Genomic DNA, 13240 nt, shown 5'->3' with positions numbered 1-13240 from the left:
TTATAACTTAAAATTATAGGTTACCGCTGGGACAATACCAAAAATGCTCGTTCTTACCGCTTCATTGGCACCTGTATCGTCATTCCTTCTAAAGTTAATGGAGGCGGCATTTCGCTTGTTGTACACATTATAAATACTAAATACCCATTCCCCCTTAATTTTTCTGTTCTTATTCTTTCTTGGAGTTAGACTTGCTGATATATCCAATCTGTTGTAAGCAGGTAGCCTTTGTTCATTTCTTAATCCGTAATAGGGAACAGCGAGCCCTTGAAACTCGAATTGGCCGATGGGATAATTAGTGGGTTGCCCCGTTTGATACACAAAATTCGTATTAAAACTCCATTTTTCATTTAAATCATAGCTGGCAAACAAAGAAATATCGTGGGTCTTGTCATATGGGGTGTTATACCAATTCCCGTTATTAATCCCTGTCTCCAAAGTATTGGTTCCATTAATAAACCTACCTGGTGTACGCTGTTCCGATTTGGATAGAGTGTATGACAACCATCCTTGAAATTTCCCTTCATTTTTACGAAATAAAAGCTCTAGACCATAAGCCCTAGCTTCGCCATTTAAAATAACCTGTTCAATGGAATTGTTGGCAATTAGGTTCGCCCCATCAATATAGTCTATTCTATTTTGGACATCCTTGTAAAATACTTCCGTTTCTAGACTATAATCGTCATTATTGAAACTTTTAAAATATCCAAGAGCATATTGATCTAATAATTGTGGTTTTACAAATGCATCGCTAGGTGTCCGGACATCCAATGGAGTAGGGGAGCTAGTGTTGGAAAGTAGGTGTAGGTATTGTGCCAACCTCGTATAGCTTGATTTAATGGAGCTATCGTCCGTTAAAGTATAGGAAAGGGAAAGCCGTGGCTCCCAATTGGTAAATTTGGCTAAACTTTCATTTCTGCCGGATGTAGCAATAGAAATAGGTTCGGCCTCTTGGTATATATACAATAGCGGGTTAAAATTCACCGGGTTATTATTTGCGTAGACATTCAATTCATCTTGGCCCAACCTATTAAAATAACTGAACCGAAGTCCGTAGCCTAAACTTAGCTTTTCCGTAAGACGATGCTCAAAATCTAGGTATGCCGCAAATTCATTGGCATATTTCTGAATCAGTTGTTCTTCGATGATTCCGGAATTTTCATTGCTAGGTTCTATTTTCCCCGGATTGAATTGGTAATAAATATTATTGAGGCCATAGTTGACCTGAAGTTTATCGTTCACATAATGTTTTAAATCATATTTGACGTTGAAGTTTCGTATTCCTGAGTTCCAGTTGAACCCAACAAAGTCCAATTTTAAGCCGTAGTAATAATCTGAATAAATTAGGGAAAGATTGGAAAAGAGTTTATCAGAAAATAGATGGTTCCATCTAAAATTGCCTACTGCATTTCCATACGTGTTCACGAAGCTTTCATTAATTCCAAACACGTCCCTTCCAAAATATCCGAGAAAGATATATATTATTGCTTTCGTTGATTTTGTAATTAAGCTTTGTATTTAAATCATAAAAATAGGCGGTATTGTCCACATCAAATAGGGGTAGGAACAAATGGGCATAGGAGGCACGACCTCCTATAAGAAAGGCAGCTTGGTCTTTTTTGATGGGTCCTTCTACCAATAAACGACTAGCTACCGCACCAATTCCTCCATTCATTTTAAATTCTTTGCTATTTCCTTCCTTTTGAAAAATATCCAACACAGAGGATACCCGACCACCATATCTTGCAGGAATACCACCTTTATATAGTTTGATATCCTTGATGGCATCCGGATTAAATACCGAAAAGAACCCGAATAAATGGGATGAATTAAATATGATGGCCTCGTCCAAAAGAATCAAGTTTTGGTCTGCCGAACCACCTCTTACATTAAAACCGGACGCGCCCTCACCAGCATTGGTTACGCCGGGCAACAATAATATGGACTTAATCACATCGGCTTCTCCCGTAATTACCGGTATTTTTTTTATAGTTCCTACAGAAAGCGTATTTACGCTCATCTGTGGTTTTCTAATATCCAGTTTCTCTACATTCTCCGTGACGATAACCTCTTGAAGTTGCTCGGCCTCTTCAGAAAGTTGAAAGTCCATTTTCATATCCTTTTCCAATGTGATGTTTTGGACGATATCCCTAAATCCAAGATAACTTACAACAGCCTGGTATTCGCCTTTTGGCAAGGTAATAGAGTAGAATCCATATTCGTTGGTGGTAGCACCACTTCCCAAGCTTGGAAATGCTATTGTAACGCCAATAAGGGTTTCATTACTTGACGCTTCCGTAATGACCCCGCTTAGTGTAAATTTTTCCTGCGATGACACATTTGAAAAATAAAAGCAAAGAAAAAGGAATAGCCAAAGAGGCTTCTTCATAGAATTTTTTTAAAAATAAAGAGAAATCCTTTATCAATTTTAAGGTTAACGATAATTTAAAGTAAAAAGGCCCCATAGAAGATGGGGTCTTTTTACTTTATATAAGTTTATATTAGATTGTATCTAGAATTTTGTTGAAGGCATCACTGGGTCTCATGGCAATAGATTCCAAATTTGGATTTGGTTTATAATAACCGCCAATATCCTGTGGGCTACCTTGAGCCTCCATTAATTCATTCAAAATTTGTTCTTCCCTATCCTTAATCTCTCCGTTTACCTTTGAGAAAAGTGCTTTTAATTCAGCGTCCGTATCCTGATTTGCAAGAGCTTCTGCCCAATACATGGCGAGATAAAAATGACTGCCCCTAGTATCCAATTCCTTTACTTTTCTCGGAAGGGGATTTATCGTTTAATAAGAACTTTTCCGTAGCTGCATCCAAAGCATCGGCCAAGACTTTGGCTTTGGGGTTATTATTTTTCTCACCATAAAACTCCAAAGAAACCCCTAGGGCCAAGAATTCACCTAAAGAGTCCCATCTCAAATGCCCTTCCTCCAAAAATTGCTCTACGTGTTTTGGAGCGGAACCGCCAGCACCTGTTTCAAAAAGTCCACCACCGTTCATTAATGGAACTATGGATAACATTTTTGCACTAGTACCTACTTCCAATATTGGAAACAAATCCGTTAGATAGTCCCTAAGTACATTACCGTAAACCGAAATGGTATCTTTTCCTTCTTTAATGCGTTTAAGAGTATATTTTGTAGCTTTCTCTCGGGGACATGATTTGGATATCCAAACCGGATGTATCCTGCTCGGGTAAATATTTATTCACCTTTTTAATAAGTTCACGGTCGTGTGCCCTATTTTCATCCAACCGTGAATATAGCAGGATCATTGGTTGCCCTTGCACGTGAAACGGCCAACTTTATCCAATCCTCGATTGGGGCGTCTTTAACTTGGCACATACGCCATATATCACCTTCCTCAACCGTATGTTCCAATAAGACTTTTGAGGTGTTTAAGTCAATTACTTGAACGGTACCTGATTCCTTAATTTCGAATGTTTTATCATGAGATCCGTACTCTTCGGCTTTTTGGGCCATTAGTCCTACATTGGGAACAGTTCCCATGGTAGTTGGGTCAAACGCCCCATGCTCCTTACAGAAATCAATAGTTGCCGAATAAACACCGGCATAACTACTATCAGGAATAACGGCTTTGGTATCCTGTGCTTTTCCATCTGAATTCCACATTTGTCCTGAATTTCTAATCATAGCAGGCATGGAAGCATCAATAATAATATCGCTTGGAACATGCAGGTTAGTAATTCCCTTGTCAGAATTTACCATAGCCAATGAAGGCCCATCTTGCAATATGCCATTTATGTCTCCTTCAATGGCCTCTTTTTGTTCTTCTCGGCAACTTTTCAAGTTTTTTATAAAGAACTTCCAATCCGTCGTTTGGATTAATACCTATTTCTTCAAAGATGGATGCATTTTTTTCAAACACCGGCTTAAAAACAGTTTCTACAACATGTCCAAAAATAATAGGGTCAGAGACTTTCATCATTGTCGCCTTCAAATGTACCGAGAATAAAACACCTTTATCCTTGGCATCCTGTACCTGTTCCTTCAAAAAGGCTAAGAGCGCATTCTTGCTCATTACCGTAGCATCAATAATCTCACCGGTCTGCAAGGCCAATTTTTCTTTTAAAATTATTTTGCTTCCATTTTTGGAGTTCAAAACAATTTGGGCAGAAGTTGCAGCCGGTATTGTAAGGGATTTTTCGTTCGATTTAAAATCGCCATGAGACATAGTAGCCACATGTGTTTTTGAATGGGAAGTCCAGGCACCCATGGTATGTGGGTTCTTTTTCGCATAATTTTTAACGGCCCTTGGAGCGCGTCTATCAGAGTTACCTTCACGTAAAACCGGGTTTACGGCACTACCTTTTATTTTGTCGTATTTGGCCTTAATTTCCTTTTCTTCTTCGGTTTTTGGCTCATCCGGGTAGTCTGGTATTTTGTATCCTTTGGATTGTAATTCAGTAATGGCCTCCTTTAATTGAGGAATGGAAGCACTAATATTGGGTAATTTTATAATATTAGCTTCAGGTTTCTTGGCGAGTTCTCCCAACACGTCCAAATCATTGGGAACTTGTTGTTCTTTTGTCAAATATTCCGGAAATAAGGCGGCTATTCTACCGGCCAAGGAAATATCCTTTGTCTCTATCTCAACTCCCGAAGTTTTGGTAAATGCTTTAATGATGGGTAAAAATGAAGCTGTGGCCAATGCAGGTGCTTCATCGGTTTTGGTATAAAAAATTTTGGACATTCGTATTTATTTAAATTCAAGCGGTGCAAATATACAATTTTATCCAGCCTAAATTGTGAGGTCTAGCCTTAATATTTAAGGCTTATGGGAAGTTTTGTGAAATAACAAAAGCCATATCAACGTACTAATACTTTGATATGGCTTTTTAGAAATAGTTTACAGACATGTTGTTTTAAAGTTAATTAAAACTGCAACCCTTGATTGCCTCTGCGTCACTATATCAACGTTTGAAATGTATTTCAATCTCCATTCTATAATCGAGCATTTACTAAACATTTCTTTTTTGTTGCCTTAACAATTTTGTTTCAATTTTTGGGTAACTTCCCATCATCTGAAAAAAAGTTGTCCACATTATTTTTAAAAGCGACAGCCTTTAAACTTAATGCTCATCGAGTCAAATGCTTCCCTAGAAAACACTTACTTTGATTAGGCCACAATATAAAGAACGTAAACTTTATAGTGATGGGAAGTAACTACTTTTTACCTCAGCTCTCTTCCTTAATCACACCTAAATATAATGAAAAAATGAATACAAAGGCATTTTTTGCAACCAATTAATAATGAACAATTTATGAACTTAGCTTTTTAACAAATGTTCATAAAAAAACACCGAATGAATTTCGGTGTTTTTATCTGTATAATCAGAGTATTGGAACTAAGACCTTACCTCTTTAATTCTTGCCTTTTTACCTGTTAGGCCTCTGAAGTAGTAAATACGTGATCTACGTACTTTACCTTTCTTGTTAACCTCTATTTTTTGAAGTGCAGGAAGATTGATTGGGAATATACGTTCTACACCAACTGTACCTGACATTTTACGTATTGTAAAAGTTTCGGTAGCACCTGTTCCTCTTCTCTCGGATAACCACCCCTTTGAAAAACTGGGTACGTGTTTTTTCACCTTCCTTAATTTCATAGTATACCGTAATAGTATCACCAGCAGAAAATTTTGGAAACTCCTTTTTAGCTACGAATTCGTCCTGTACAAACTTTATTAATGATTCCATTTTTATTTTAATATTGGAATTAAATCAAAACAACGTTCACGATTTTCGTCAGAGGTTGATTTAACAGGGTGCAAAAATACTTCGAAATTTAAAATGTACAAATATTTTGGACCAAATTTTATTGTAAAAGATCAGGTCTTAATTTTTGTGTTCTCTCCTGGGCCTTTTCTTCACGCCATTCCTCTATTTTCCCAAAATTTCCACTCAGTAGAATTTCCGGAACTTTTATTCCTTTGTATTCCGCTGGTCTCGTATAGACTGGAGGTGCCAACAATCCATCCTGAAAACTATCGGTAAGGGCAGAAGTCTCATCATTCAAAACACCAGGTAGGAGCCTTATCACGGTGTCACAAAGGACTGCAGCCCCTAATTCCCCTCCGGACAAAACATAATCCCCTATGGAGATTTCCTTGGTGATAAACAAATCCCTAACGCGTTGATTCACCCCCTTGTAATGACCACAAAGAATTATTATATTTTCTAAGAGTGACAGGGTATTTGCGATTTTTTGATTTAGGGTATTACCATCCGGGGTCATATAAATGACCTCATCATACTTTCTTTGCGATGAAAGTTCTGATATGCACTTGTCAATCGGCTCTATCATCATAACCATTCCGGCTCCCCCACCAAATTGATAATCGTCTACTTGATTATAACTATTATCTGTGTAATCCCTCAAATTGTGTAGATGGACTTCCACCAAACCTTTGTCAATGGCTCTTTTAAGGATCGATGCTTCGAACGGACTTTTAAGTAGTTCGGGCAGTACAGTGATAATATCGATTCTCATTATAAAATTGCTAATTAATGGGCATGCCAAAAGTAGTGAAAACAATGAAAATCCTTTTTCCAACCCATGCGTTCATATAGCTTTTGTGCAGGATTGTCAATCGCGGTCTCTAAGGCTAATCCCTTATATTGATTTTCTGTACAAAATTCTTGGGCACTCTTCAAAAGTAGTGCACCAACACCCTGCTCCCTATATTCCGGGCTAACAAAGAGGTCATTAAGTATGAGTGATTTTTCCAAGGATACGGAGGAAAATGTATAATAAAGTTGGGTGAAACCGACTATTAAATTCCCCTTATGAACAACAAGAATAATGGATTCCTTGTTTTGAAATCGTTCTTTCAAAAATGTCTCGGCCCTGGATAAATCAGTTGGTTGACCGTAGAAAACTCTATATTGGTCAAATAATGGAACTAATTGTTCCAGTTTTGTGATACGCGCCCGTCTAACAACCATGGTTATAAAAAAAGCTCCCCACCGGGAGCTTTACCTTATTTTGTTTTCTTTTGTTTATTCAGCTCGTCCTGTAACTTTCTGCTAATCTTTTGCTCCCGTTCCAAAGCCCGTCTTCTATGATCTTCATATTCAACCTCCAGTTCGGCCAAGTTCTGTTTTGCTTCCTGAGTTAAAATATTACTGTTTCTAAATTTATACACAAATACCCCTAAAAGAATAAATAGCCCAGCAATTATTGTCCATAGGATGATATTGTAAGTAGCTTTTGATACCGGAATACCCAAAAATGACATACTATCCTTTTCTTCAGTTACAGCGGCAAGATTGGTAGTAGTTTCCTCTAATTTTTTGTTTAGAGAACTTATAGTTGTTTCGTGCTCGGAAATGGTAGCATTAAGTTCGTTTGCTCTTTTATTGAAGGCGGCAACCGAGTCCAAGACGTTACTTCTTAATTTATATAAGTTCACTTCCTTGACCACTTCGTACCTTACACCGTCCGCTCTATAATTACCGGATTTTTTAGAAATATAGTCGAACTGACTACTTATAGGACCGCTATCAAGGGAAAGTGATTCATCATCGTCGGACTCCTGCGCAAAACTTGAACTGGCTGTAAGTAGGATTGCCAATAAAAATAATAACCTTGAAATTTTCATTCGTATTTAAATTTCCGTTAAAAATTGATTTAGAGAAGACTAAAGTAAATTAATAAAATCAAACGGTGAAAAACCTCAGCCTTTAATTAATACGTACGTAAAATCCTTTGAAAAAGATGTTTTGTACCAATGTTATTAATAATAGGTATAACGTCTTACTTTGGAAATATATTTTGCGAGCCTAATTACTTGTTGGGAATACCCAAATTCGTTGTCATACCAAATGTAGAGCACTAAGTTTTTGCCATTATCTGAAACGATGGTTGCCTCACTATCGTAGACGGCAGGGGCTACCGATCCCACAATGTCTGTAGATACCAATTCCTTACTAAGGCTGTACTTGATTTGCTCTACCAAATCCCCCTCCAGCGCGTATTTTTTCACAATCGTATTAATACCTTCAAGGGAAGTTTTGTTTTTAATATCAAGGTTCAGTATCGCCAATGATCCATTCGGTACGGGTACCCTAATGGCATTGGAGGTCAATTTTCCCTTTAGGTTAGGTAAAGCTTTGGAAACAGCTTGTCCAGCCCCTGTTTCCGTTATGACCATATTTAGTCCAGCCGCCCTGCCACGTCGATATTTTCCATGCATATTGTCAACTAGATTTTGATCATTTGTATAGGCATGTATGGTTTCCAAGTGTCCCTTTTTTATGCCCACGGAATCGTCAATAACCTTTAAAATGGGTGTAATTGCATTGGTAGTACAGGATGCTGCCGAAAATATGTGGGTAGTATCAGGGTCATAATCCAAGTGGTTTACGCCATGAACGATATTTGGAACCTCTTTGCCAGGAGCAGTGAGTAAAACTTTGGAAACACCCTTTGCCTTCAAATGTCCGGATAATTGCCCTTGATCCCTAAATGCACCTGTATTATCAATTATGAGTGCTTCGGATATTTCATATTGCGTATAATCTATTTCCTCAGGTGCGTTTGCGCTGATAATTTGAACCGTAGTTCCATTAATCAATAAAGTGTTGTCTTCGGCATTGACGGCAACGGTTCCCGTGAAATTACCATGAACGGAATCAGTCCTTAAAAGACTGGCTCTTTTTTCCAATATTTCTTCATTCAGATTCCCCCTAACAACTATGGCACGTAAACGCATTTGGTTTCCCTTTCCGGTCTTTGACATGAGTTCCCTTGCCAATAAACGGCCAATACGACCAAAACCATAAAGTACTACATCCTTTGGCTTTATGCTTTTATATTCGGTTGCCGATTTAAGTTTGTCTATAACAAAGGCCTTTACGTTATTGAAATTATTATCATCGGAATGATATTCATAGGTCAATTTTCCAATATCCAATTTGGCTGGAGGCAATTTTAAATCGTTAATAGCCCTAAGGATTTCGACGGAATCGAATATGGAGATCGGTTTTTGAACAAATTCGCCTGCATATTCATGAAGTTGAATAATATCGCTAACGTTTCGGTCGATTAATGGGTTCTTAAAAAGGACGATTTCTATAGATCGATCATACCACAAATCACTAATGATTTTTATGAATTCTGTGGTAGCTTTTCTTCTATCTGCTTGAAAAGCCAGTTCTTTTTCAAAGGATATTTTACGTGACATAAGAGGTTATTGTTATAAATTATGTCAAAACTAATGCTTTTGAATAGTTTTGTAACAACTAAATAAAAAAAGAAGCATCCGTTTTTGCGGATGCTTCTTCAAAGTTTAGATCTTATTTATTGAAAAATTAAGCGCTCTCTCTCACCTTTTTCGTTTAGCATAGTTATTATGGTCTTACCATATCTTGAAATGCCTCCAAACGCTGTATCAGCATCAGTGATATCCTTGATATCCTTGTCATCTACCTTTACGATTACCTTCCCTTCCAGCCCATAACCTCTATAACGTTCAGGTACTCCGGTAATCTTAACACCGGTCTTGATCCTAAATCTTTTTTGGTCATCCTTCGTAAGATTTTTTACCTCCATTCCCATGGCCGGTACTATTAGCAATTGCCTTTCCTTTAGAACCAAGGGTAATGTAAGTAATTCTTCATCTCTTTCAACCACAACGTTTATGGTATCATTTGGACGTTTTGTTCCAAGATATCCTGATAGGTCCGGGTATTTGTGAATTTCTATTTGATCTACCTTTTTGATGATGTCCCCTAATTCCGGACCAGCTTCGGAAGCACCGGATTCCTCTTCTATGTATTCTATATAAACTCCGTCAATATTATTTATGCCTCGTTCTATGGCATCCCTTGTGTCGATGGGTGCTGGACGAATTCCCATATAGGCTTTGTGTACGTTGCCATATTCCATAATGTCATTTACTACCTTTTTCGCAATATTACTTGGAACGGCGAATGAATATCCCACATAGGAACCTGTCTGCGATGAAATGGCAGTATTTATTCCAATCAAATCCCCGTTAGTGTTTACCAGGGCACCTCCTGAATTTCCTGGGTTTACAGCGGCATCTGTTTGTATAAAGGATTGATTGGAACGAGTGTCCAAACTTCTAGCTTTGGCACTTACGATTCCGGCGGTTACCGTAGATGTTAGGTTGAATGGATTCCCAACAGCCAAAACCCATTCCCCAATTTTTGTATTGTCAGAATCCCCAAAGGCTAAATAAGGCAATTTGTCATCGGTATCGATTTTGATTAGGGCAATATCGGAATTAGGGTCCGTACCCACCAATTCCGCCTCGTAGGTCTGATTATTGTTCAAAGTAACCTGTAATTGGGTGGCATTGGCAATTACGTGATTGTTGGTAACTATATAACCATCTTGTGAAATAATCACACCAGATCCTGTTCCAACTTGTGGAGTAACCGTGCCTCCGGACCCATAAAAGAAGTCAAAAACACTACTTCTTCTAGTGCTAAGGGTTAAGTTTTTAACGTGAACGACAGAGTTTACGGTACGTTCGGCAGCATTGGTGAAATCAACTTCATTAATTCCTGAGCCCAAAGCCGAAGTGGGTGTAAAGGTTGTCTTAAATACAGGCTGTGAATCATTTGAAGTAACAATTGCGTAATTGGGTTTCTCAAAGAAAAATTTATAGGCCCCCAATGTAATAGCCCCTGCAAAGATGGAAACGAGTAAAAGTCCTCCTATTCTCTTCATAATCTGTACTGTTTTAACCTTTTAACAGTAAAATTACATCATTTCCATTTTTGTGGTAGTGGTTTAACGACTTTTTAACTGCAAGGATGGCTCAATTAAATCATATCTTTGTGGTTTAATTTAGATATGGCCGCTACATTTTACAAATATCAGGGTACGGGTAATGACTTTGTGATTATTGATAATAGGGCATTATTTTTTCCAAAAGAGGACAATGAACTCGTTGCTTTTTTATGTCATAGGCGATTTGGAATTGGCGCTGACGGACTTATTCTTTTAGAAAATGATGATTCATTCGATTTTAGAATGGTGTATTACAATTCTGATGGTAAGGAGGGGAGTATGTGTGGTAATGGGGGGAGATGTATCGTGGCATTCGCCAAATTCTTAGGAATAATTGATGAAAAAACGGAATTTATTGCAGTGGATGGGCCTCATTTTGCCACTGTGACGGGAGATGTGGTAAGCCTACGGATGCAAGATGTGACCGAAATTATCAGAAAACCAAATGCCTCTTATCTAAATACCGGTTCTCCACATCACGTACAGGTGATTTCCGATTTAAAAAAATGCAATGTTGTTAAGGAAGGTTCCAAAATACGCTATGGTATTTATGGGGAGGCCGGAAGCAATATCAATTTTGTTGAGCAGGATTCCGAAGATACCTTTAATGTGCGGACTTATGAAAGGGGTGTGGAGGACGAAACCCTTTCTTGCGGTACTGGCGTAACTGCGGTGGCTTTGGCGATGCATCATTTGGGAAAATTAAAAGGTAACTATGCGCATATTAATGCATTAGGGGGACCATTAAAGATTGAATTTGAGCATAAAAACGATACCTACAGTGAAGTCCAATTGATTGGAGAGGCCAAACAAGTTTTTAAAGGAGAAATTACGTGGTAAGTCTACAAGGAAATAAAGTAAAACTAAGGGCCTTGGAAAAAGAGGATTTGGATTTACTCTATGAATTGGAGAACAATCCATCTGTATGGGAAATAAGCGGTACCGTAACACCGTATTCCAGGGATGTACTAAAGCTGTATTTGGAAAATGCCCATAGGGATATTTATGATGTAAAACAATTACGATTGGTCATTTGTACCCTAGAAAATGAAGCCATTGGTTTAATTGACCTCTTTGACTTCGACCCAAGAAATAAAAGGGCGGGAGTAGGTATTTTAATTAAGGAAGAAGCAAATAGAAATAAGGGACTGGGAAGGGAATCGCTCGAAATCCTATGTAAGTATGCTTTTAAGACTTTACAGATGAGGCAGCTTTATGCCAATATTCTTGAAGATAACCAACGAAGCTTACATCTATTTGAAAAATTAGGTTTTGTGTTGGTCGGTACCAAAAATGATTGGATTTACACGGAAGGAAGCTTCAAAAACGAATTATTATTTCAAAAGATTTTTAAATAATGTATATAAAAAAGATATTAATCGCCATTTTGCTTCGGGGTTGATAGCGGGAGGTATATTCGCCTATATCGTCTACAGTACTTTTTTTACACCTAATACAAGTTTTAATAACGAGGAGGCCTATGTTTATATTGGTTCCAATGATTCCTTTGCCGATGTTAAGGAACAAATGGAGCCTCTTTTGACCGATGTGGCTACTTTTGAGAAAGCGGCAGAAAGAAAGGGATACACTGTTAATATAAGGGGAGGTAAATACCGTATCACAAAGGATATGACCAATAATGATATTATCAATAACCTCCGCGTGAACAATATTCCTGTTAAGGTTTCTTTCAATAATCAGGAAAACACGGCCAGTTTAGCAGGTAGAATAGCTACTCAGATTGAGGCCGATAGCCTAAGCCTTTTAGAGGCTTTCAATGACAATGAATACCTTGTTCAAAACGGTTTTAATCAAGAGAACAAACTGTCACTTTACATACCGAATAGCTATGAGTTTTTTTGGGATACTTCCGCGAAGGAATTTAGGGAGCGCATGCTAAAGGAATATCATCGTTTTTGGAACGAAGACAGGTTGGCAAAAGCAAAGGCCCGGAACATGACACCAAGTGAAGTGGTGTCCCTGGCGGCCATCGTTCAAAAGGAGACCGCCAAGGTAGATGAAAGGCCAAGAGTTGCAGGTGTTTATCTTAATAGGTTAAAATCTGGAATGCTTTTACAAGCCGATCCTACAGTGATTTATGCTATTAAGAAGGAAACAGGAAATTACGATACTATCATAAAAAGGGTGTTATACAGGGATTTGGAAATGGATTCTCCTTACAACACTTATAAATATGCTGGTGTCCCTCCCGGGCCCATAACCATGCCCGATATCACTGCCATTGACGCGGTATTAAATCCTGAAAAGCATAACTATTATTATTTTGTTGCCAATGTTGAGGACTTTGGATACCACATGTTTGCAGAGGATATGGCGCAGCATAACCGCAATAAGGCACAGTACATCCGATGGCTTAACGAACAGAAAATCAATAGATAGGTCCTTATCGTCATTTTAAGACATGTTAACTAAAAGGGTATAT

The 13240-nt window shown here is 38.1% G+C and carries 7 protein-coding genes and 4 pseudogenes; 3 read left to right on the top strand and 8 right to left on the bottom strand.

Annotated features, from left to right (window positions below; all coding sequences use genetic code 11):
* The 8 genes and pseudogenes from NYZ99_RS10705 to NYZ99_RS10670 all read right to left on the bottom strand — a co-directional run bounded on the left by NYZ99_RS10705 (position 1) and on the right by NYZ99_RS10670 (position 10734).
* A pseudogene (locus NYZ99_RS10705) lies at positions 1-2389 on the bottom strand (TonB-dependent receptor).
* Positions 2390-2501: 112 nt separating this feature from the next.
* Positions 2502-4725: pseudogene (locus NYZ99_RS10700) on the bottom strand (NADP-dependent isocitrate dehydrogenase).
* Positions 4726-5380: 655 nt separating this feature from the next.
* A pseudogene (rplS, locus tag NYZ99_RS10695) lies at positions 5381-5732 on the bottom strand (50S ribosomal protein L19).
* A gap of 118 nt (positions 5733-5850) precedes the next feature.
* The gene (gene trmD / locus NYZ99_RS10690) at positions 5851-6525 is read right to left on the bottom strand and encodes a tRNA (guanosine(37)-N1)-methyltransferase TrmD (RefSeq protein ID WP_260571131.1); all 675 of its coding nucleotides are present in this window, start codon (positions 6523-6525) and stop codon (positions 5851-5853) included.
* 14 nt (positions 6526-6539) lie between these two features.
* Positions 6540-6980, bottom strand: coding sequence for a GNAT family N-acetyltransferase (locus tag NYZ99_RS10685; protein ID WP_260571129.1), 441 nt, complete (start codon positions 6978-6980; stop codon positions 6540-6542).
* A gap of 35 nt (positions 6981-7015) precedes the next feature.
* Entirely contained in the window at positions 7016-7636 is a 621-nt protein-coding gene (locus NYZ99_RS10680; protein WP_260571128.1) for a tRNA (guanine-N1)-methyltransferase, read from the bottom strand.
* Between the two features lie 135 nt (positions 7637-7771).
* Positions 7772-9220 (bottom strand): glyceraldehyde-3-phosphate dehydrogenase, encoded by a 1449-nt coding sequence (locus tag NYZ99_RS10675; protein ID WP_260571127.1) that lies wholly within the window; start codon positions 9218-9220, stop codon positions 7772-7774.
* A 116-nt stretch (positions 9221-9336) separates the two neighbouring features.
* Complete coding sequence (locus tag NYZ99_RS10670) at positions 9337-10734, bottom strand: S1C family serine protease (protein ID WP_260571126.1); 1398 nt, start codon at positions 10732-10734, stop codon at positions 9337-9339.
* A gap of 126 nt (positions 10735-10860) precedes the next feature.
* Between NYZ99_RS10670 and dapF the strand changes: the two genes are divergently transcribed.
* From dapF to mltG, 3 genes and pseudogenes are all read left to right on the top strand, one after another.
* Complete coding sequence (dapF, locus tag NYZ99_RS10665; protein WP_260575226.1) at positions 10861-11637, top strand: diaminopimelate epimerase; 777 nt, start codon at positions 10861-10863, stop codon at positions 11635-11637.
* Positions 11631-12155 carry a GNAT family N-acetyltransferase gene (locus NYZ99_RS10660; protein ID WP_260571124.1) on the top strand — a complete coding sequence of 175 codons (525 nt, stop codon included), beginning with the start codon at positions 11631-11633 and terminating at the stop codon, positions 12153-12155. Before dapF ends, NYZ99_RS10660 begins: the two co-directional genes overlap by 7 nt.
* A pseudogene (gene mltG, locus NYZ99_RS10655) lies at positions 12155-13197 on the top strand (endolytic transglycosylase MltG). The gene NYZ99_RS10660 and the pseudogene mltG overlap by 1 nt, the downstream one beginning before the upstream one ends.
* The last annotated feature ends 43 nt before the right edge of the window (positions 13198-13240 follow it).

This window comes from Maribacter litopenaei (genome assembly GCF_025244665.1).
GTDB lineage: Bacteria > Bacteroidota > Bacteroidia > Flavobacteriales > Flavobacteriaceae > Maribacter > Maribacter litopenaei.
This window is presented reverse-complemented; position numbering and strand designations above follow the sequence as displayed.